At 68.5% G+C, this 22,482-nt stretch carries 13 protein-coding genes; 3 read left to right on the forward strand and 10 right to left on the reverse strand.

Annotated elements, in window-relative coordinates; translation table 11 throughout:
- Nucleotides 1-34 precede the first annotated feature (34 nt).
- A complete protein-coding gene (locus BM115_RS19725; RefSeq protein WP_092297894.1) occupies nucleotides 35-406 on the reverse strand; it encodes a c-type cytochrome in 372 nt (123 codons plus the stop codon).
- Nucleotides 407-683: 277 nt separating this feature from the next.
- Here BM115_RS19725 and BM115_RS19730 point away from each other — a divergent pair, with 277 nt between their 5' ends.
- Nucleotides 684-6,179, forward strand: coding sequence for a trifunctional serine/threonine-protein kinase/ATP-binding protein/sensor histidine kinase (locus BM115_RS19730; RefSeq protein ID WP_177219972.1), 5,496 nt, complete (start codon nucleotides 684-686; stop codon nucleotides 6,177-6,179).
- Here the strand turns inward: BM115_RS19730 and BM115_RS19735 are convergent.
- The 6 genes from BM115_RS19735 to BM115_RS19760 all read right to left on the reverse strand — a co-directional run bounded on the left by BM115_RS19735 (nucleotide 6,151) and on the right by BM115_RS19760 (nucleotide 14,729).
- A complete protein-coding gene (locus BM115_RS19735; protein ID WP_092297897.1) occupies nucleotides 6,151-7,713 on the reverse strand; it encodes an efflux transporter outer membrane subunit in 1,563 nt (520 codons plus the stop codon). The genes BM115_RS19730 and BM115_RS19735 overlap by 29 nt on opposite strands.
- 5 nt (nucleotides 7,714-7,718) lie before the next feature.
- Complete coding sequence (locus tag BM115_RS19740; protein WP_092297900.1) at nucleotides 7,719-9,701, reverse strand: glycosyltransferase family 2 protein; 1,983 nt, start codon at nucleotides 9,699-9,701, stop codon at nucleotides 7,719-7,721.
- Nucleotides 9,702-9,703: 2 nt separating this feature from the next.
- Nucleotides 9,704-10,969, reverse strand: a complete 1,266-nt coding sequence (locus BM115_RS19745; RefSeq protein ID WP_369823508.1) for a hypothetical protein — start codon at nucleotides 10,967-10,969, stop codon at nucleotides 9,704-9,706.
- A 132-nt stretch (nucleotides 10,970-11,101) separates the two neighbouring features.
- Nucleotides 11,102-12,451: an HlyD family secretion protein gene (locus tag BM115_RS19750; RefSeq protein WP_255370912.1), complete on the reverse strand. Its 1,350-nt coding sequence runs from the start codon at nucleotides 12,449-12,451 to the stop codon at nucleotides 11,102-11,104.
- Between the two features lie 582 nt (nucleotides 12,452-13,033).
- Nucleotides 13,034-13,933, reverse strand: a complete 900-nt coding sequence (locus BM115_RS19755; protein WP_177219973.1) for an SDR family oxidoreductase — start codon at nucleotides 13,931-13,933, stop codon at nucleotides 13,034-13,036.
- A gap of 19 nt (nucleotides 13,934-13,952) precedes the next feature.
- On the reverse strand, nucleotides 13,953-14,729 hold the full coding sequence (locus BM115_RS19760; RefSeq protein ID WP_092297903.1) for an SDR family oxidoreductase: 777 nt from the start codon (nucleotides 14,727-14,729) through the stop codon (nucleotides 13,953-13,955).
- A gap of 142 nt (nucleotides 14,730-14,871) precedes the next feature.
- On the opposite strand from BM115_RS19760, the gene BM115_RS19765 reads away from it, so the two are divergent.
- The gene (locus BM115_RS19765) at nucleotides 14,872-15,783 is read left to right on the forward strand and encodes a LysR family transcriptional regulator (protein ID WP_092297906.1); all 912 of its coding nucleotides are present in this window, start codon (nucleotides 14,872-14,874) and stop codon (nucleotides 15,781-15,783) included.
- Between the two features lie 114 nt (nucleotides 15,784-15,897).
- Nucleotides 15,898-16,038 (forward strand): hypothetical protein, encoded by a 141-nt coding sequence (locus tag BM115_RS27340; protein ID WP_177219974.1) that lies wholly within the window; start codon nucleotides 15,898-15,900, stop codon nucleotides 16,036-16,038.
- Nucleotides 16,039-16,062: 24 nt separating this feature from the next.
- Here BM115_RS27340 and ccsB read toward each other — a convergent pair whose 3' ends face one another.
- The 3 genes from ccsB to BM115_RS19780 are packed head-to-tail and all read right to left on the reverse strand — an operon-like array spanning nucleotide 16,063 to nucleotide 22,429.
- Complete coding sequence (ccsB, locus tag BM115_RS19770) at nucleotides 16,063-17,247, reverse strand: c-type cytochrome biogenesis protein CcsB (protein ID WP_218158045.1); 1,185 nt, start codon at nucleotides 17,245-17,247, stop codon at nucleotides 16,063-16,065.
- Nucleotides 17,244-19,280: a cytochrome c biogenesis protein ResB gene (locus BM115_RS19775; protein ID WP_092297909.1), complete on the reverse strand. Its 2,037-nt coding sequence runs from the start codon at nucleotides 19,278-19,280 to the stop codon at nucleotides 17,244-17,246. Before BM115_RS19775 ends, ccsB begins: the two co-directional genes overlap by 4 nt.
- Nucleotides 19,277-22,429, reverse strand: coding sequence for an efflux RND transporter permease subunit (locus BM115_RS19780; RefSeq protein ID WP_143093921.1), 3,153 nt, complete (start codon nucleotides 22,427-22,429; stop codon nucleotides 19,277-19,279). The genes BM115_RS19775 and BM115_RS19780 overlap by 4 nt, the downstream gene beginning before the upstream one ends.
- Nucleotides 22,430-22,482 lie beyond the last annotated feature (53 nt).

Below are 22,482 nucleotides of genomic sequence, written 5' to 3' on the forward strand. Positions count from 1 at the left end.
AACCTGTGGGGAGGTGCTGGCGGGATTCTAGCCCCTACCGAACCGTTTGCAGGAAGGCCAGCAGGTCGGTGATCTCGCTGTCGTCGCCGATGCCCCAGAAGCGCATCTTGTTGCCCGGCACCACCTTGTTCGGGGCGTGGATGAAGGCGCGGAGCGTCTCGGAGGTCCAGACCACCTTCGACGTCTTCATGGCATCGGAATAGCGGTAGTCGGAAGTCGTGCCCGCCGGCCGGCCAACGATGCCGTTGAGGTGGGGGCCGAAGGTGCCGCGCGCCGCCGGGCCGATCTTGTGGCAGGAGGCGCACTTGCGGTCGAACACGGCACGTCCGGTCTCGATATCGCCGGCGGCGTGGGCGCTGGCCTGCATGACGAGGCAGGCAGTCAGCGCGATCAAGGGAAAACGCATGGTAGGTCAGCGAGGAATTGCAGCGGCGACAGTGTAGCCGCCCCCTCGGCTTTTCCCTTCGTCACCCCGAAAAATCGGCCGAATCACGATTCGACATCGCCTGATAACTATGATTATCTCGACCCGATATTTAAGCCGACAACAGCGGGCCGCCAGACAGCCCTGAAACTCGGACAATCCTGTCGCGCGGTGCCTTCCGGGCAGCTTGCGGCTGGCGGCTTGGTATATGCTGTCGCGGCGCCTTTTCGCGCATAGATATAGACAGGTGCCGGTGCCAATGAATGACAGCGTGAAGATGCAGTGGGACGATGGGGAGCGCGTCTTCCATCGAGGGCGGCACCCGGGCGGCGGCAACGGGCCGACCGTCCTGCTGGCGCGGCCCGCCGCCGAGCATCCGCTGCCTGCCTCGCTGGATCGCCTCGCCCACGAATTCGGCCTGAAGGACGAACTGGATGGCAGCTGGGCCGCCCGTCCGCTGGCACTGGTCCACGAAGGTGGCCGGAGCCTGCTGATCCTGGAGGACGCCGGCGGCGAACCGCTTTCGCAGCAACTGGGCGTGCCGATGGAGACGGAGACGTTCCTGGGGCACGCCATCGGCATCGCATCGGCACTGGGCAAGCTGCACCAGCGCGGGCTGGTCCACAAGGACCTCAAGCCCACCCATATCCTCGTGAATTGCGCCGACGGCCAGGCCCGGCTCACCGGTTTCGGCCTTGCCTCGCGGCTGCCACGCGAACGGCAGGCCCCGGAGCCGCCCGAGACCATCGCCGGCACGCTCGCCTACATGGCGCCCGAGCAGACCGGGCGGATGAACCGGTCGATCGACTCGCGCAGCGACCTCTATGCCCTGGGCGTCACGCTGTACCAGATGCTGACCGGTGTGCTGCCATTCGTGGCGACCGACGCCATGGAGTGGGTCCACTGCCATATCGCCCGCCTCCCGGTGGCGGCGCGCACGCGGGTGGAGACCATCCCGGACATGCTCTGCGACATCGTCGCGAAGCTGCTGGCCAAGACGGCCGAGGAGCGTTACCAGACCGCCGCCGGGCTCGAGCATGACCTGCGGCGCTGTCTGGACGACTGGAGGCGGCAGGGCAGCATCGACGCACTCCCACTCGACGGGCACGGCACGCGCGACCGGCTGCGGATACCCGAGAAGCTGTACGGGCGTGAGCAGGAGGTCGATACGATGCTCGACGCCTTCGCGCGGATCGTCGACGGCGGCGTGCCGGAGATGGTGCTGGTCTCCGGCTATTCCGGCATCGGCAAGTCGTCGGTGGTCTATGAACTGCACCGGGTGCTGGTGCCGCCGCGCGGGCTGTTTGCGTCCGGCAAGTTCGACCAGTACAAGCGCGACATCCCGTATTCCACGCTGGTGCAGGCCTTCCAGGGCCTGGTGCGCTCGCTGCTCGGCAAGCCCGATGCGGAGCTCGAACGCTGGCGCGGCGCGCTGCTGGAGGCGCTGGAGCCCAATGCGCGGCTCATGACGGACCTGATCCCGGAACTGAAGCTGATCATCGGCGAGCCGCCGCCGGTGGCCGAACTGGAGCCCCAGCAGGCGCAGCACCGCTTCCTGCTCGTCTTCCGGCGCTTCATCGGCGTATTCGCCCGGGCCGAGCATCCGCTGGCGCTGTTTCTCGACGACCTCCAGTGGCTCGACGCCGCCACGCTGGCCCTGCTGGAAGACCTGCTGAGCCATGCGGACCTGCGCTACCTGATGCTGATCGGTGCCTATCGCGACAACGAGGTCGACGACGCGCATCCGCTGGCGGGCACGCTGCGCGCCATTCGCGGCAAGGGTGTCAGGATCGACGAAATCCGGCTGGCGCCGCTTACCGGCGGCCATGTCGAGCAACTGGTGGCAGAGTCGCTGCATGGCGAGCCGGCGCGCATCGCGCCACTGGCACAGTTGATCTGGGACAAGACCGTCGGCAACCCGTTCTTCGTGATCCAGTTCCTGCACGGGCTGGTCGATGAGAACCTGCTGACCTTCGACCATGCCGCCCGGGATTGGCGCTGGGAGGCCGACCGCATCCACGCCAAGGGTTACACCGACAACGTGGTGGAGCTGATGGTCGGCAAGCTGGCCCGCCTGCCCGACGCGACCCAGCAGGCCTTGCAGCAACTGGCCTGCCTCGGCAACGTCGCCGGCATCACCACGCTCTCGACCATCCTCGGCATGGCCGAAGGGCAGGTCCATGCGGCCTTCTGGGAGGCGATTCGTCAGGAGCTGGTCGAGCGGCAGGAGGGCGCCTACGCCTTCGTGCACGACCGGATCCACGAAGCCGCCTATTCGATGATCCCCGAAGCCTCGCGCGCCGAGGCCCACCTCCGGGTCGGGCGGCTGATTGCCGCCCAGACGGCACCGGGCGAGCGCCAAGGCGCGATCTTCGAGATCGTGGGCCAGCTCAACCGGGGCGCCGCGCTGATCACCGAACAGGACGAACGGGACCAACTGGCCGAATTCAACCTGCTGGCCGGCGAGCGCGCCAAGGCGGCGACGGCCTACGCCTCGGCGCTCACCTATTTCGCGGCGGGCGCGGCACTCCTGAACGACGACGGCTGGGTCCGCCGGCCTGCGCTGCGATTCGCGCTGGAGTCGGGTCGCGCCCAGTGCGAGTTCCTGTCCGGGCAGGCGCCGGTGGCCGAAGCGCGGTTCGCGGCGCTGTCCGCGCGCGCCACGACGACGGTCGAACGTGCCCAGGTCACCTGCTGGCAGGTGGACATCTACGTGGTGCTCGGCCAGCGCGACAACGCCATCGCCGTTTGCCTCGCCTTCCTCCGCCATGTGGGGATCGACTGGTCCCCGCACCCGGACGAGACCGCGGTGCAGGCCGAGTACGCGCGCATCCGGTCCCAACTCGGCGATCGGCCGATCGAAACGCTGATCGACTCGCCGCCGATGGAGGATCCCGCCTCGATCGGTACCGTCGACGTCCTGATCAAGCTTTTCGTGCCGGCGTCGCATACGGATGCCAACCTCGCGTCCCTGACCATCTGCAAGGCGACCAACCTCAGTCTGGAGCACGGCAACGCCGATGCCTCGTGCGTGGCCTACACCAACGTGCCCCGGGTGGTCGGGCGGCGCTTTGGCGACTACGCGCGCGCCTTCCAGTTCGGCCAGCTTGGCTGCGAACTGGCGGAGCGGCGCGGGCTCGATCACTACGAAGCCCGCACCTACCTGTCCTACGCGCTGTTCGCCCGGCGCTGGGCGGAGCCTGTGCGGACCACCAACGACCAGTTGCGCCGCGCCTTCGACGCCGCGAACCGGACTGGCGACGTGCCGTTCGGCGCCTTCGTCTGCAACAGCCTCGCCGCCAACCTGCTGTTCATCGGCACGCCGCTGGCGGAGACCCAGAGCGAAGCCGAACGCGGCCTGGCCTACGTGAAGATGAAGCGCTTCGGCCTCGTCATCGGCTTCATGGAGACCCAGCTTGCGCTGATCCGGATGTTGCGCGGCCTGACGCCGGCATTCGGCAGCCTGGACGACGCGCAGTTCAACGAAGCCCAGGTCGAGGGCCGCCTGCCCATGGGCTCCATCCTGAACGCCTGCTGGTACTGGATCCGCAAACTGCAGGCGCGTTATGTCGCCGGCGACCATGCGGGCGCCCTGGAGGCCGCGTCCCGGGCAGAACCGCTGCTGCCGGCCGCGCACGGGTTCATCGAAGAGGGCGAGTACGTCTTCTATAGCGCGCTGGCCCGGGCCGGCCTGTGCACCGCCATGCCAGCCGACGACCGCCAGCCACATATGGACATCCTGGCCGCCCAGCAACGCGAACTCCGCATCTGGGCCGATCTCTGCCCGGAGAACTTCGCCGGCCATGCCGCGCTGGTGGCTGCCGAAATCGCCCGGCTCGAAGACCGTGTGGTGGACGCCGAACTTGGCTACGAGACCGCCATCCAGCTCGCGCAGGATGGCGGTTATGTGCACAATGAGGCGCTTGTCAACGAACTCGCGGCACGCTTCTATGCGGCGCGTGGTCTGGCGAAGATCGCCCGTGTCTATTTGCGGGACGCCCGTTACGGCTACCTGCGCTGGGGCGCTGCGGGCAAGGTGCGGCAGTTGGAGGCCGAATATCCGCAACTGCGGACGGAGGAAGCCGCGCCCGGGGCGACGAACACCATCGCCACGCCAGTCGAACATCTCGACCTTGCCACCGTGATCAAGGTGTCACAGGCCGCCTCGGGCGAAATCGTCCTGGACAACCTGATCGAGATGATCATGCGCACGGCCATCGAGCAGGCCGGCGCCGAACGCGGCCTGCTGATCCTGTCGGACGGCGGCGAACTGCGAATTGCGGCGGAAGCCACGACCGGCAGCGACGCGATCCTGCTGCAACTGCGCGCGGCGCCCGTGAGCGCGGCCATGCTGCCGGAATCGGTCCTCTACCATGCCCTGCGCACGCGCGAGAACGTGTTCCTCGACGACGCCGTGGCCGAGCCGTCCTTCTCCGCCGACCCGTACATTCGCCAGCATCGCGCCCGCTCCGTGCTCTGCCTGCCGCTGATGAACCAGGCCAAGCTCATCGGCGCGCTGTACCTCGAAAACAACCTGACCGCCCGCGTGTTCTGCCCGGCCCAGATCGCAGTGCTGAAGCTGCTGGCCTCGCAGGCCGCCATCTCGCTGGAAAACGCCCGGCTGTACCGCGACGTGGCGGAACGGGAAGCGAAGATCGGGCGACTCGTGGACGCCAACATCATCGGGATCGTCTTCTGGCGGGGCGAGGGCGAGATTCTCGAAGCCAATGATGCCTTCCTGCGCATGGTGGGATATGAGCGCGAGGAACTGCTCTCGGGGCGCGTGGGCTGGGACGACCTGACGCCGCCGGAATTGCGCCCGGTCAACCACCATGCACTGGCCGAGGCCGTGCGGACGGGGCACGCGCGGCCCTTCGAGAAGGCGTACGTCAGGAAGGATGGCAGCTACTTGCCGGTCATCGTTGGCCTGGCCACGTTCGAAGCCGGCCGGAAGGAGGGCGTGGCGTTCGTGCTCGACCTGACCGAGCGCAAGCAGGCCGAGGAAAGGGTCCACCAGGGCGAGCAGCGCTATCGCGAAGTCCAGGCCGAACTGGCGCACGCCAACCGCGTGGCCACCATGGGGCAGCTTGCGGCGTCGATCGCGCACGAAGTCAGCCAGCCGATTGCGGCGACGGTGACCAATGCGCAGGCGGCACTGCGCTGGCTGGGCGCCAAACCGTCCAATATCGACGAGGTGGGCCAGGCGCTCACCCGTATCGTCAAGGACGCCAACCGCGCGGGGGACGTGCTCGGGCGCATCCGCCAACTGATCAAGAAGGCGCCGCCGCGCAAGGAGCTGGTGGACATCAATCAGGCGATCGGCGAGGTGGTCGAGCTGACCCGTGGCGAAGCCGACAAGGGCCGCGCCACGGTGCAGGCGCAGCTTGCGGATGGCTTGCCAGCCATCGAAGGCGACCGCGTGGAACTGCAGCAGGTGCTGCTCAACCTGATCATGAACGCGCTGGAGGCCATGGGCGGCATCGGCGACGGTGCCCGGCAATTGCTTATCCGCACCGTGCAGGCCGAGGCCGGCAGCGTGTTGGTGACGGTGAGCGACACCGGCCCAGGCTTTGCGCCGCAAGACGCCGAGCGCGTGTTCGCCCCGTTCTACACGACCAAGGCCACGGGCCTGGGCATGGGGCTGTCGATCTGCCGGTCGATCATCGAGGCCCACGGCGGCCGGCTCTGGGCGAGCCCGAACCAGCCCCGGGGCGCCGTGGTCCAGTTCACCGTGCCTGCGCAACCGGCTGCGTGACGGCCGGCGTGGCAGCTTTCGCGGCGGGGGCGGCTGGCGCGGCTGGCGCGCCGGGTGCGGGGTGGGCCGGCTGGGCCACCGTCGCCTGCGTCCATCCGCCGCCGAGCGCCTTGTACAGGCCCACCCGGCTGGTCAGCCGCGCGAGGCGGATCGTCACCAGCGTCTGCTGGGCGTTGTAGAGCTGCCGCTGGGCATCGAAGACGCCGAAGTAGTCATCCACCCCGTTCTTGAAGCGGATTTCCGACAGGCGCCGCGTCTCGGTAATCTCCTTCGCCAGCGCCTCCTGCGCAGCCGTCTGGCGGTCGTAGGTGCCGCGCGCGGCCAGCCCGTCGGCCACTTCGCGGAACGCACCCTGGATGGTCTTCTCGTAGGCGGCCACGTTGATGTCCTTCTGCACCTCGGAGACGGTCAGGCGCGCCTGATTGGCGCCCGCATTGAAGATCGGCAGGGTGATCTGCGGCGCGAAGACCCAGGCCATGCCGCCCGAGAACAGCCCCGCCAGCGTGCTGCTGGCCGCGCCGACGCTGGCGGTCAGCGAGATGGTCGGGAAGAAGGCCGCCCGCGCCGCGCCGATATTGGCGTTGGCCGCCTTGAGCCGGTGTTCGGCGGCCATGATGTCTGGCCGCTGCTCGAGCACGGTGGAGGGCAGCCCGGCCGGCAATTCGGCCACGAAGGAATTGTTCTCGAACGGCTGCGGCGCCGGCAAGTCGGCCGGCAGTTGCCCGCCGATCAGCAGCGCCAGCGCGTTTTCATCCTGCGCCACCTGGCGCGTGTACTGCTCCACGCCCACGCGCGCCGTCTCCAGCTGGGTCTGGGCGCGATGGGTGTCGAGCTGGGCCATGCCGCCCGCGCGCTTGCTGCGGTCGATCATCTGCGCGGCGTCTTCCTGCACCTTGAGCGTGTCCTGCGAGATCTTCAGCAGTTCCTGATCGGCCCGGAGCGTCAGGTAGGCACTGGCAACCTCGGCCACGAGGCTGATTTGCGCGCTGCGGCGCACCTCCTCGATGGCGAGGTATTGCTCCAGCGCCTCGTGCTTGAGGCTGCGCACCCGGCCGAACAGGTCCAGTTCGAAGGCGTTGAAGCCCACGCCGGCGGTCCACGCGTTGATGATCGGGTCCTGCCCCGGCGGGCGCAGGTCGCCGCTGATGCGCGAACTGGCGAAGCCGGCGCTGCCATTGATGGCCGGGAACTGCGCCGCCCGCTGGATGCGGTACTGCGCGCGCGCCTGGTCGATCGACAGCGTGGCGATGCGCAGGTCGCGATTGTTGGCCAGCGCGAGTTCGATCAGCCGGCGAAGGCGCGCATCGGTGAAGAAATCTTCCCAGCCCAGGCTGGCGGCGGGTGCCTGCGCCTGCGCTTGCCCCGGTGAGGCCGCCTGGGCACCGGATGCGCCAGATTGGTACGCGGCGCCGGTCGGCCATTGCTGGGGCACCGGCGACTCGGGCCGCTGGTAGGTGGGTTCGAGCGTGCAGGCGACCAGCGCCAGCGGGAGCAGGGGAACTAGGTAGCGCATCGTCGTGATTGTCTTGGTCATGGTGGTTATCCCGAAAAAGCGCGTCGCAGCAGCTGGGCGATGGCCACGCCGGGCCGGCCACGGTCTGCGATGTTGTGTGCGGGCTCGCTGAACAGCAGGCGGATCAGGCGGTGGCGGGCGGCCGTGTCGGGGCGCAGCGCCACGCCGGCGAGGTTGCCGCGCGCACGCGCCACGCGGCAGGGCACCCAGCCCAGCGGTTCCAGCCAGATCGCCCCTTCGGCGCCGTCCATGCCGCGCGTGACGGCCGCGTTGCCGTCGAGCAGCAGGCCCGCGCCGTTGCAGGAGAGGTCGCGCGTGGTGCCGTGGAATTCGTAGGCGTTGCCATCCTTGCCGAAGAGCCGCAGCACGGCGCGCTCCCGGTGCGGAAAGCGTTCTTCCTTGCGGGGGCGCGGCAGCTCGAAGCACACCAGCAGGGAGGCGAAGTACAGCACCATCGACACCAGCGTCCAGCCGATGTTGAAGGCCAGGCCGGGCGCCGAGCCATCGGCGGCCACGGCACGCGCCAGCCCCATGCCGGTGAGCAGGAACATTCCGCCGTAGAGCGCGGCGAACTTGCCGTGGATCACCAGCTTCGAGCGGTCCAGCCCCTTGTTGGTGACCTTGAACGGTCGCCCGAACGGCTTGAACACGGCGCTGGCCAGCGTGGCGGTCACCGCCAGTGCCGCCACGATCTGGGTGACCTCGGTGAAGATCGGCATCGCCCGCGAGCCGGTGATCCAGATGCTGTAGGCCCAGTACAGTAGCAGCGCCGGCACGCCATAGGCGAGGAACTGGACCGGATCGCCATATAGCGTCGGCACGTTGAAATACCAGTAGAGCAGGGGGCCGGCCAGCAGCATCAAGGTGAACGGGCGGCTCAGCCAGTGGAGCAGGCCGTGCACGTAGTGCAGCCGCTGCCGCAGCGAATAGCCGCGCCCGCGCAGGGGACCATCGGCGGTGAGCGCCACCTGGATCGTGCCCAGCCCCCAGCGGCTGCGCTGGCTGATGTACTCAGGCAGCCCTTCGGCAGACAGGCCCACGCTGAGCCGCTCGTTGAGCCAGCGCGTGATGTAGCCGTGCGGCATCAGGCGGTAGGTCAGGTGGATGTCCTCGGTGACCGTGCCGGTCGGAAATCCGCCGATCTTGGTCAGCGCGTCGCGCCGCACCACGAACGAAGTGCCGATGCAGAACGCGGTGCCCCAGGCGTCCTTGGCCGGCTGCATGACGTCGAAGAAGGCCCGCTGCTCGTCCACCCAGCATTCGGTGGAGCGCAGGTTGTACTGGATCGGGTCGGCGTTGTAGTAGAACTGCGGCGTCTGCACCACGCCGACCACGGGGTCGTCGAACAGGCCGACGATGCGCAGCAGGATGTTCCGGTTCGGCGCGAAGTCCGCATCCAGCACCATGATGAACGGCGCGCCGCCCGCCTCCGCGCTGTGCTGCAGCCCGTTATTGAGGTTGCCAGCCTTGGCGTGGGTGTTGTCCGGACGGGTCACGTAGCGCGCGCCGACCGTGCCGCAGAAGTCCTTGAGCCAGTCGCGCCGGGTATCGTCGAGCACCCAGACGCGGAAGTTGGGATAGTCGATGGCCAGTGCGGCGACGATGGTCTTTTCGAGTACGTCCAGCCCCTCGTTATAGGTGGCGATGAAGATGTCCACCTGCGGCACCTCGGGGCTGCGGCGCAGGACCGCCTCGCCGGCATCGGCCGCCGCGCTGTGGTCCGAGGTGCGCGTCAGCGTGACGATCGAGATCAGCGTGTAGGCAATCGTCAGGGTCTCGAAGCCGAAGAACGCGTACGACCACACGCTCGGGAAGTCCATGCGCCAGTCCGGCAGGGTCTGCGTGCAGCGCCAGACGTAGTAGCACGACAGCAGCACCCCGGCGGCGATGCCGAACAGCCAACGGTCCGCCGCGCGATGGCGGCTGCCGCGCAGGCATAGCACCGCGATCAGGAAGGCGCCGGCGTTGATCTCCATCAGCATCCGGTTTTCGAGAAAATCGGCGAACATCGTCACTCCTTGTTGGCGACATTGGCGGTGTCGGCCTGTCGTCCGCCGGGCTGGAACGGATTCCAGCCGGCCGCGGCCAGGATGGCCCACGCGGTGGCCCCGAGGTGGGGCAGGTGGTAGTAGTAGAAATCGTCGGTGGTGCTGTCCGGGCCGATCTGGAGACCGGTGCGGATGCGGCGCTCGGGCGTGGCAAAGAGGTAGCCCGAGGGCGCCCGCTGGGCCAGCAGCAGCGGCCAGAGCGGGCGGGCCTCGTCCTCGCGGCCCATGGCGCGCAGGACCAGCGCGGCCTGTCCGGTGCCTTCCGTCCAGACGCCATCGGGGCTGGCGTTGAAGCCGTAGCCGCCGCCCACGGCGTGGCGGCTCCGCGTCCAGTCCAGCGCGCGGCGCCAGGTATTGGCCGATTCGGGCACGGCGATCAGCGGCCATAGCGAGGCATCGAGCGCGGACGGCCCGGCGTTGAGCGAGCGCCCATCGTCGCGCGTGCCGATGACGAAGCGGCCTTCGCCGGGCTGCCACATCGCCTCCACGAAGCGCTTGGCGCGGTCCGCGCCGGTGCGCCAGCGCGGGTCATCGCTGTAGCGGCCCAGCCAGCGGAACGCCGCGTAGGCATCGACATTGTGTTCGGTGGACTTCCAGCCCTGCCGCTGCGGCGCGGGCTCATGGCCGAAGAAGCCGCCGATAAAGGCCGCCGGGGGCTCGCTGGCGAAGGTCTGCTTGTCGATCCAGCCCATCAGCGTGCCGGCGGTGTCCAGGTAGCGGCGGTCCTGCGTCGATTCATAGACCGCCAGCAGCAGCAGCGCGGCCCAGGCGACATTGCCGGTGGCCGTGCCCACCTGGTAGCGGTCTTCGAACCATTTCTTGCTCGGCTCGTCCCACCAGCCCGGCAGCGGCACCGGGCCATCGGGCACGGCGCCGGCGCGGTAGGCGTTGCGCACGCGGCCATCGTGGTAGTGGCGGTCACGCGTGACGCCGGCCACCACGCCATCGGCAATCCGGCGCGCGGCGGCGGGCTGCCCGCAGGCAATGAGGGCGATGCCGGCCAGCGCGTTGTCATAGACGAAGGCCGACTGGCGCAGCGGGGCGGGCAGGGGCTCGCCGCCGGGGGCCGGCTCGTAGCTGCCGAGCATGACCGGGCCCTTGCCGGGCAAGGCGCCGACGCGCGCGGTCAGCGCCTGGCAGGCGCCATCGCGCAATTGCTGGCGCGCGGCGTCGGGCGGAACCGGGGGCGCGGCCATGGCGGGGGGCGGCGTGGCGAGCGCGGCGGCCATCAGGCACGCCCCCGCGCACGCCAGCGCTTGGGAGGGTAGGGAATAACGCTGCACGGCGAGGTCTCCTTCCTGCGGGCGTGGGGAACGTGGCGGATTGCCGATCCAGTCGAACGCAATCGAACGCAATCGATCTCAGATCAGGCTCTTGAACCACGGGCGATCGAGGCTGACCTTGGCCCAGTGGCCGAGCGCGCAGCGGTCCGTGCCGCTGCCGCTGCTGCCGGGCAAGTCAGGCAGAGGCTTGTTCAGCTTGGCAATCAGATAGATCTCGTTCTTCTCGATGGGCGGGAAGGGCACGAAGTAGCGCGCCTGGTCGCCATCGGGGGCGCGCGGCAGGATCTCGGACACGGCGCCCGACAGCGGCACGGCCACGCCATCGACCTGCACCTTGACCTTGGCGCCGGGCAGGAGGTCCTTGCTGAGGCTGCGCGGGAACACCGCCACCACGCTCGGCTGGGCGCAGTTGGTGGTGCGCATCAAGGTGGCGCCGGCCGCCACGCGCGTACCCGGCGGGGCGGTCACATCCTCGACGATGCCGCCGCCATAGGCCTTGATGTCGAGGTTGGTGACCCGCTCCACGCGCTCCTGCTCGGCGGCGACGAGTTTGTCGACCGACTGGCCGTACTCCTCCAACTGCTTGATCTCGGCTTCGAGCTGCACGTTCTCCGCGCGCAACTCGTCCTGCCGTTGCGCGAGCGAGCCCAGCGCGCCGTCGGTACTCGACATGTACACCTTGCCGCGCGCCGCCTCGCTGCTGCCGCGTGCGGTATCCAGTTCGGCCTGGATCGCATCCCGATTGCCGGCCAGCACGGTGAGCTGGTTGCGCGAGGCATCGGTATAGGCCTGGCTCACCGCCCCGGCCCACTGCATGGCCTGGTTGCGATTGACGAGGTCGGTCTGTTGGTCGATCTGCTGCTTGGCCACGGAGAGCCGCGCCTCGATGCCGCGCAGCTTGGACGCATGCTCGCGCTGCGCCGCCGACTGGTAGCGCTTGATGTCGTCGCCGGTGGACGCCAGCCGCGCCTGGTTGCCCTCGAGCTTGGCCTTGGCGGCTTCATAGCGCTTCTGGTTGTCGAGTTGCTTGCCGAGCAGTTCCACCAGCAGCGAGCGGTCGGTATTGGGATTCTGGAGCGTCATCAGCGACTGCCCCTGCGCGAAGGTGCTGCCCACAGCCACGATCTGCTTCGTCACGATGCCTTCGACCGGCGTGGTGACGAGGTTCACGGGGCTGTTCACCACGGCGCGCTCGGAAGACCGCGTGAACACGGGCGGGAACATCACGGAGAGGACCACCCAGATGATGAAGGCCACCATCCCGTAGCTGGCCAGCCGCGGCACGATCTGCCACAGCGGCCGCAGGCTCAGCGTGCCGCCACGCCGCGCGACGAGGGGGTCGTCGAGCTTACCGCCGGGCGGGGGCGCGGGGGAGGTGGGCCGGCGCGTCGGCAACGTTGGTTTGTTGTCGGGCTTGTCGTTCTGCATGCCATCCTCCGAACAATAGTCAGCGCCCGTCAAAAAACGGGCAAAAGCGTCCCCACCGCGATGGCCGGAGCGGAATCGCGGAAATCACGGGCAAAAGCTGCACCCCGCACGCGGTGTTGGCGCGCGCGGAGGCGCAACGTCGTCGTCCCCAGGTAGTTCTTATGCGCGTGGTCCCGGGCTGTTGCTACGCGCCGGAACTGGCTTTACTTCCAGACCGGGCAGGCAGGCCGGTCATTTGAGAGGCCCACAAAAGCGGACCGGTACAGCGAGGCGATACACGCCCATTGATGCTCCGTCACACCATATCGCGGATGGGATCGGCATGGCATTGCCGGAGCGATTCAAAGGTAGTCAGTTTGACGGGGGCGTGCTGTAAGGAAGTGTAAGGACTGTATATCGCGATACTTAGTACGGCCGTTCGGTTGGCCGCGTGCGACAAGGGTCATGCGCGCGTCACGCAACACTAGTAATGAAGCGGTGACGTGAGAGCACTGCATCAGGGCATGATGCAGTGTCTCGGTGCAGTTGTGATGGAAGAAGCGTGGGGGAAAATGTTACGAGGTCGTAGAGATTGCAGCGTGCTCACTGCGCGACGCGCGGCACGAGAAGGTCTCCCATGCCCACGCGATGGAGCATCTCGGCACGCAGGCGGTCCAGCACGGCGAAGCCGACGTCGGCGCCGTCCTGCGTCGGATCGACATGCACGCGGAACGGCCGCTTGCCGAACGGCGCGTTGACGACATCGACGATGGCGTCGGCCACTTGTCCCGCATCCGCATCGGGCGGCACGATGCCGGCGAACGCGTGCTGGATTTCATCGCCAAAGCCGGGATAAGGGCCCGACTCGTATTCCTCCGCGCGCGCGGTATCGGCAGGCAACCCCGTGTGCGCGAAATGGTTGGTGCCGCTGGTGAACGCGCCCGGGACGATGATCGATGTCTCGATGCCCCAGCGCGACAACTCGCGCGCGTACTGGACCGCGATGGCATCCATCGCCGCCTTCGCCGCGAAGTAGGGGGCGAGGTAGGGCGGGGTGCCGCCGGCCGAGCTGCTGCTCGAGACCCAGACCAGCAGCCCTTGCTTCTGGCGGCGCAGATGGGGCAGCACCGCGCGGTTCACGCGCTGGGTGCTGAGCACGTTGATGTCGTACAGCTGGGCGAATTGTTCCGGCGTGAACGCCTCGGCGGGGCCGAAGGCCATGTGGCCCGCGTTATGCATCAGCACGTCGATGCGGCCCGTGGCGGTGAGGATGCTGGCCACGGCGTCATCGATGGACGGCTGCGACTGTACGTCCAGCTCCACCGTACGCAGATCAGCGTCATGCCTGCGGGCGAACGCAGCCATTTGCGCCACGACTTCGGCATTGCGGCTGGCCGTGTTGCGCATGGAGGCGTAGACCGTGTGGCCGGCCTTGGCGAGGGCCTCGGCGGTCAGGCGGCCGAAGCCGCTCGACGCGCCAGTGATGAGGATGACTTTCTTCATGATGGACTCCGCTCCTGCATCAGATGATGCCGCCGTTGACGCGGATGGTTTGCCCGTTGACCCAGGCGCCATCGGGGCCAGCCAGGAAGGCCACGGTGTTGGCGATGTCCTCCGGCGCGCCCAGGCGCTCCAGCGGGGCGAGCCGGGCGAGGTTGTCGATGACTTCCTGCGGCTTGCCGTCGAGGAACAGGGCGGTGGCAGTGGGGCCGGGTGCCACGACGTTCACCGTGATGTTCCGGCCGCGCATTTCCTTCGTCATCACATGCGTCATGGCTTCCACGCCGGCCTTCGTGGCGGCGTACACCGCGTAGGCGGGCTGGTAGAGGCCGACCACGCTCGACGACAGGTTGATCACTCGGCCGCCGTTGCGCAGGCGGCGCGACGCTTCGCGCAGCGTGTTGAACGTGCCCTTGAGGTTGATGGCGATCTGGCTGTCGAACAAGGCGTCGTCGCTGTCGGCCAGCTTCGCCAACTTCATGATGCCGGCGTTGTTGACGAGGACGTCCACACCACCGAAAGCGGCTTCGGCGGCATCGAACATGCGCGCCACGGCGGCCGGGTCGGCCACATTGGCCTGCTCCGGAATCGCCCGGCCGCCGGCGGCTTCGATTTCGGCCACCAGCGCCTCGGCCTCGCTGGCGCTGCCGGCATAGTTGACGACGACGGTGAAGCCCTCCTGCGCCAGCCGGCGGGCGATGGCGGCGCCGATGCCGCGTGAGGCGCCGGTCACGATGGCGACCTGCTGGTTGGACTTGGCCTGGGCGGTGGCTTCGGGGGTGATCTGGGTGGTGCTCATGGTTCTTCTCCGGGGTTGGGTGGCCGCCATTCGCTGTGTGGCGCTGCGGGTTGAGTGAACTATGCGCGATTGGAGCGGATAGATAATCGGTCTAAAATTGCCCGCACTTGTTCTGGCAGGGAAACAATCGGCGGAGGGTGGGGTGGACCGGTTCGACGCAATGCGGCTATTTACGCGGGTGGTGGAGCGGCGCAGCTTTACGCTGGCGGCGCACGACATGGAGGTGCCGAGATCGACGGTGACCAAGGTCATCCACGATCTGGAGGGGCGGCTGGGAGTTCGGCTGCTGCAGCGGACCACGCGCGTAGTGCGGCCGACGCTGGACGGGGAGGCGTACTACCGGCGCTGCCTGACCATCCTGGACGACATCGAGGACGCCGAGGGCGCCTTCAACGGCGCCGAGCCGAAGGGGCTGCTGCGGCTGGAGGTGCAGGGCACAATCGCGCGCCATTTCCTGCTGCCGGGATTTCCGGACTTCCTCGCCCGGCATCCGCATATCCAGATCTCGATGAGCGAGGGCGACCGCTGGGTCGACATGGTGCAGGAGGGCGTCGATTGCGTGCTCCGCTATGGCAAATTGCCCGATAGCGAGCTGGTGGCGCGGCAAGTGGCGACCCTGGACCGGCTGACCTGCGCCACGCCGGCTTACCTGGCGCGGTTCGGCACGCCAACGAGCCTGGCATCGCTCGACGGGCACCAGATGGTGGGCATCCGATCGGTTACGACGGGGAATGTCACGCCGCTGGAGTTCGACGTCCACGGGGAAATACAGGCCGTATCGATACCGGCCGTACTGACCGTGACCGGGACGGAAAGCTACCTGGCCGGGATCAAGCTGGGGCTAGGGTTGGCCCAGGTGCCGCGCTTCCATATCGAACGGGAACTGGCCGATGGCGAACTGGTGGAGATCCTGCCGGACACGCCGCCGCCTTCGGCGCCGGTCTCGCTGTTGTATCAGCGGTCCCGGCAGCTATCGCCACGGGTGAGGGCGTTTCTCGACTGGGCCGCCCGGGAATTCGCCGATCGATGCAGAAAAGAGACGGAAAGCGACTGATCGATCATTTCCAGGCGAGATGCTCAATCTCTCGTGATATACCACATACAAAATATTTACAGATGGTGCGACGCATCATATAATGGAAACTCCTAAACGTAGCTGGAGTGCTTCATGGAAGTCGCCACCCTTTTCGCCCTTGCCGTCGCTTTCCTGTTCTCGGGCGTCAGCGTCACCATGGCCATCGCCGATCTCGTCGATCCCCAAGGGGAGCGTGGCGCGGCAGGCGAATTGGTGGACGTGCGCGCGGTGTGAGCGCTTTGTAACCGTCGGCCGCGTTCAGAGTGAACCGTACGAGTGCAGGCCAGCCAGGTACATGTTGACGCCAAGGAAGGCGAAGAGCGTGACGAACAGGCCGGCCACCGCCCACCACGCCAGCACGGGCGCGCTCACCTTGCCCAGCATGCGCAGGTGCAGCCACGCCGCGTAGTTCAGCCAGACCGCCAGGGCCCAGGTTTCCTTGGGGTCCCATGACCAATAGCCGCCCCAGGCTTCCGCCGCCCACAGCGCGCCGAGGATCGTGGCGACCGTGAAGCAGGCGAAGCCGCTCGCGATGGCGCGGTACACCGCTTCGTCGATCCATGCCGGATCCGGCATGCGCGACCTCATGAAACGCCGTCCCGACAGCAGGCGCGCGCCGCCGAGCATGGCTGCGATCGAGAACGCGCCATAGGCGAGGAAGTTCGCCGGCACGTGCAGCTTCATCCAGTACGACTGCAGCGCCGGAATCAACGGCGTGATCGCGCCTGCGCCGCGCACGCCGCCATACCAGAACAGGAAGGCGTAGGCCGCGCACAGCAGCGGCAGGGTGAACACCGTGAACCCCGCCGCGCGATAGCGGGACGCCATGTACAGCATCATCAGGCCGGTCAGGATGATGAAGACGACAAACACCTCATAGAGATTGCTGACCGGTATGTGGCCCATGCCGGCACCGATGCGGTACGACTCGTACCAGCGCGTGAGGAAGGCCGCAGCCGCGAGCCCCAGCCCGCTCCACGTGGCAGCACGGCCGATCGCGGCCAGGCGCGCCCGCTGTCCTACCCAGCCGGCGATGGAGGCCAGCGTGGCAACGCCGATCAGCGCGCCCGAGCCCAGCAACACCGGCTGACTCACCGGGCCGCTGGCGAGGTTGTCGACGGCCACGGCGCCGCCGATATCGCGGCCGAGCTGCCAGCAGAGCAGCGATGCCACGGCACCCGTGCCGGCCATGAACGCCCGCAGGGGCGGCCACGCATTGCCGGCATAGACCAGCCCGGCGGCGGCCAGCGCGAGGATCACGACCTCGTAGCCGTCCATGGCCGCCCACCAGCGTGCGTAGCAGACGGCGACCCCGCCCGCCAGCGCGATGGCGAACAGCTTGCCGGGGAGGGCGCCCGCCGGTGGCGGGTTTCCCACCGCAGCGGCGTTCAGGGCGGGGGCGGAGGCACCCGCCGGGGCGGGCTCTGCAATGGCAGTTTTCATGATGGTTCCGATAAGTCACGGTTGCCGGCGTCCACCGGCGGGAGGGGGCCGAGCGGCGCCAGCCATGCAGCCAGTTCCGCTTCGAGCCCGGGCATCTTGCGATTGGCGCGCAGACCGGCCACCGCCACGCGGCTGGCGGGGTCCCACCACAGCCAGAGGCGCCGCTCGCGCACCGCGTACAGCAGCCACACGCCGATGGCCAGCATCGACAGGCTGACGATCAACAGCGCATCGCCACCACGCCGGGCGACCTGCAGGCCGGAGGCGGCGCGCTGGCTGACGGTGCCGGCCAGCGCCCACGCGGGCGCGTCACTGGCCACCATGTCGTCGTGGGCGTTCAGCAGGTCCTGCAGGCGGCGCCGGGCGGAGGCGTCCTGTGGACCCTGCTCGTCGTCCTCGGCGGCCAGCGCGCGCGCGGCGCGCACCACCAGGCCGGAGAGCAGCGTGGTGGCTGCGCCCCGTTCCGCCTCGGGCACCGTCGCTTCCACCAGCGCGGCGATGCCGGGCGAGCCGTCATGGGCGAACACCTCCAGCGCACGGGCCGCCACGTCCGCCATTTCCGCGGAGGGCTTGGCCAGTATCCGGCGCGCCGCACGCTGCCGCGCGGCGGGATCCTGCAGCTGGCGCTCGAATCGCTCGAACGTGGTCGCCGATCCGTCCGCATCGACAGGCACGCGGATGTACTCGTAGCCCTCGCCATCCGCCCGGCGCACGCCGCTGACGAAGTAGCGGTCGCCGCCAAAGGTCAGCGGCCGCAGGTACGTCACCATGGTGCGGGGCTGGCCAGCCGGGTCGCGCAGCACGTATTCGATGGTCGGTCCCAGGTCGGCGACGGTGCCGGAGCGGCCTTCGAGGTAGCGGCGCAGCAGCCCCTGTGCCGGCGCGTTGCCGGTGTCCTGGATGTTGTCCATGCGCAGGTCGCTCGCCTGGAACGTCCAGGGCGCGTTATCGATCAGCAGCGGCACATCGCTGCCCACGGTGGCCGCCAGCGGCACCGCCGCGCCAGTCCGGGAGAGCATGCGCAGGTTCAGCGTGCTGCCACCATCGGCAAATCCGGACTGGTAGAGCGTGACGCCGTGCTCGGCGAGCGGATGGTTGACGCGCAGCGCGTGGCGTGTCGGCGGCTGCCCGGGCAACTGGATCTCCAGGTCGCTGACGAAGTCCCGGGGCTGGCCGTTGGGATAGCGCTCGATGTGGAAGCGGTGCAGCCGCACGGTGAACGGCAGCGGCTGGACCAGATAGCCATCCCCGATGGGGACGATGGCGTTGCTGGCCGATTCACCTTCGGCAAGGGTGAGCTGGCCGCGATAGCTGAGCGTGCCGGCCGGCAGCACGCTGCTGGGCGGCACGGCATCGACGGGCAGGTCGCGGGTCTCGATCTGCTGGAGGCCGGCCAGCACGCGGCCCCGCACGGCGAGATCGCTGTCAAGGAACGCAGCCACGGTAATCAGGACGATTGCGGCGTGCGTCAGGATATAGCCGACGCGCCGCGCGCCACCGCGCCGCGCCGCCACCAGCAGCGCCCCATCGGCAGTCCGCCGTGTGGCGACACGAAAGCGCTCGCGCCGCAGCGCCGGCATCAGGGTGGCCAGCAGTGCGGCCTCGCCTGCGTCGTGACGGAAGCGCACGCGGCAGGGCAGGGTCTCGACGAACTTGCGGTTCACCTGATCCTGCCGATCGAAGACCTGCCGGAGCATGGCGGGCGTATTGCGCACCACGCAGATCGCCGTCGACGTGGACATGACCACCAGCAGCGCGCCGAACCAGCTCGCGTGGTAGACGTCGGTCATGCCGAGGAACACCAGCACCGCCGTCCAGGTCGTGCCGTATTGGGAGACATAGGCGGCCGGCCCGGCGTTCTGCGGCACGATGCTGCCGATGCAGGCCGCCAGCGCCACGATGACGAGGATCGCCACGGCGAAGCGCATCGAGCCAAGCAGGTGATACAACGCGCGGGCCGCCTTCCGCACCCGTTCCCCGAGTGCGATGGGTGCGGGGTGGGCCGATGGCCGGGTTGGGGCGTTCGTGCTCATACCCGTACCTCCCTATCCAGTGTGCCGAGGCGCGGCGCGCGGGCGGCACGCTCGCGGAACAGCATGACGTAGAGCGCCGGCATCAGCAGCAGCGAGAACACCGGCGCCGACAGCATCCCACCCAGCAGTGGTGCGGCGATCCGCTTCATCACGTCAGCGCCCGTGGCGTCGGACAGCATGACCGGCAGCAGCCCGGCAAGGATCACCGAAACCGTCATGGCCTTCGGCCGCAGCCGCAGCAGCGCGCCGCCCACCACGGCGCGGTAGAAGCCCGCCGAGCCGAGGTGCCCGCCATCATGCCGCCAGCGGCCGACCGCCTGGTCGAGGTAGAGCACCATGACCACGCCGAACTCGGTGGCCACCCCGGCCAGCGCGATCAGGCCGATCACAACCGCGACCGACATCTGGTAGTCCAGCCACCACACCAGCCACACGCCCCCGGCCACGGCGGCGGGCAGGCAGAGCAGCACCAGCAGCACGCGCCGCAGGCTGCGGAAGTGCAGGTAGAGCAGGCCCAGCACCAGCGCAGCCGTGGCGATGCCGATCAGTGCGAGGTTGGCGGACGCGTTCTCGAACTGCAGGTACTGCCCGGTCCAGGTGGCGGTGTAACCCTGCTGGTGGATGCCGGCCGCCGCCAGCGCGGCGCTGGCGCGGCGGTAGTAGCCGCCGATATCGGCGCCAGCCACGTCGACGAACACGTAGCCGATCAGCTTGGCGTTCTCGCTCTTGATCTCGGTGGGGCCATCGCTGATGCGGATGTGCGCCAGATCGCGCAGTGGCGCGAGCGCGCCGGATGGCGCCTTGACCTGCAGCGCGCCGATGGCGTCCGGCGTCTCGCGTTGCCAGGCCGGCAGCCGCAGCGTCACGGGGATGCGCTCCCGCCCGTCGGTCATCACCGTCAACTGCTGGCCGCCGAGCGCGCCTTCGATCACACCCTGGATGTCCGCGATGCGGATGCCGAGGCGCCCGGCCGCGGCGCGGTCGATGTCGATATCCAGATAACGGCCGCTGCCCGCGCGCTCCGCAAACACCGAGCGCGTGCCTTCCACCCGGTTGAGCACGGCCTGGATCTCGCCGGCCATGGTGTCGATGCCCGCGAGTGTCGGCCCGCTGACCTTGAGCGCGAGCTGGCTGCGGATGCCGGTAGACACCATGTCGATGCGCGTGCGGATGGGATAGCCCCAGGAGTTGGTCAGGCCTGGCACGCGCACGGCGGCGTCCAGCTTTGCGATCACGTCCTCGATCGACGTGCCGGGGCGCCACTGGTCGCGCGGATGCAGGCGGATAGTGGTCTCGATCATCGACAGCGGCGCCGGATCAGTGGCCGAGTCCGAGCGGCCCACCTTCCCGAACACGTGCTCGACCTCCGGTACCTGCAGGATCATGCGATTGGTCATCTGCAGGATGTGCTGCGCCTCGGCGGCGGAGACCGATTGCAGCGTGGTCGGCATGTAGAGCAGGTCGCCTTCGTCCAAGGGCGGCATGAACTCGCTGCCCAGCCGGTAGAGCGGCCACGCGGCGCTCAGCACCAGGGCGAGGCCGGCGACCAGCGCCAGACGGGCATGGCGCAGCGTGCCGAAGAGCAGCGGCGCATACACGGCACGCAGGACACGGCTGACGGGGTTGCGGGATTCGCCACGGATCTTGCCGCGCACCGCGTAGCCCATCAGCACCGGCGTCAGCGTGATGGCCAGCCCGGCCGCGAAGGCCATCGCATAGGTCTTGGTGAAGGCCAGCGGGAAGAACAGCTTCGCTTCCTGCCCCTGCAGCGCGAAGACCGGCAGGAAGGACACGGCGATCACCACCAGCGAGAGGAACAGCGAGGGACCCACCTCGTTCGCGCTGGCGCGCACCATCTCCCAGCGGCGCGCGGGTGCGGGGTCGGGTTCCTTTTCCAGGCGCCGGTGCATGCTTTCCACCATGACGATGGCGGCGTCCACCATCGCCCCCACGGCAATCGCGATGCCGCCCAGCGACATGATGTTGGCGGTGCTGCCCTGCAACCGCAGCACGAGCAGGGCGCCGAGAATGCCGACCGGCAGCGTGACGATGGCGGTCAGCGACGAGCGCAGGTGCAGCAGGAACACCAGGCAGACGAGCGCGACGGCCAGCGATTCCTCGATCAGTTTGGTGCGCAGGGTATCGACGGCGCGCAGAATGAGCGAGGAGCGGTCGTACTGGATGGTCACCTTCACGCCCGCCGGCAGACCGCCCTGCAACTGGCCCAGGCGCGTCTTGACCCGCTCGATGGTGTCGAGGGTGTTCTGGCCCTGGCGCATGACCACAATGGCGCTGGCGGCATCGCCGTGGCCGTCCACGTCGACGGCACCCTCGGTGGGGCGCGGCACGGTGGCGATGGTGGCGACATCCCGGAGCCGGATCGCGCCGCCGTCTGCACTGTTCGCCACGGGAATCTCGGCCAGGTCGGCAGGCTTGCGCAGCAGGCCATTGGCGCGCACCACCAGTCGCGAGCGCGCCAGCTCGAACGCGCCGCCCTCGATGGCCTGGTTGCTCTCGCGCACGGCGCCGGCAACATCCGCGATCGAGAGATCGAGCGATGCCAGCCGCTGCGGATCCACCTGGATCTCGTACTGCCGACCCTTGCCACCCACACCCGCGATTTCCGCCACGCCGGGGATGGCGCGGAGTTCCGGCGCGAGATAGTAGTCCTGCAGTGCCTTGAGCCGATCCGGCGGCACCTGCCCGGATGTGTCCTCCAACGCGTATTCGAGGATCCAGCCCACGCCCGAGGCATCCGGACCCAAGGTGGGCGACACGCCGGCGGGCAGGCGGTCGCGGATCTGGTTGAGTTGCTCGGTCACGCGCGCACGCGCCACGGCAGGTGCCACGCCATCACGAAAGACGATGTACAGGTAGGACTGGCCGTACATGGAGAAGCCGCGCACGGCGTCGGCATCCGGAATGGACAGCATCGCGCTGGCCAGCGGATAGGTCACCTGATCCTCGACCAGCTGAGGCGGCTGCCCGGTGTAGTCGGTCTTGACGATGACCTGCGTATCGGAGAGATCGGGCAGGGCATCGAGCGGCAAGCTGCGCAGCGAGACGATGGCCGCCGTGCAAAGCATCGCCGCGGCAAGCAGGACGGCCGCGCGATGCGCTATGGACCAGTCGATGATGCGTCCTATCACGATATGTTCTCCGTCATGCCGATGTCATTGGGGCGGATTCGCTGCCGCCGCGC

The organism is Cupriavidus sp. OV096 (assembly GCF_900115455.1).
In the GTDB taxonomy this organism is placed as follows: Bacteria; Pseudomonadota; Gammaproteobacteria; order Burkholderiales; family Burkholderiaceae; genus Cupriavidus.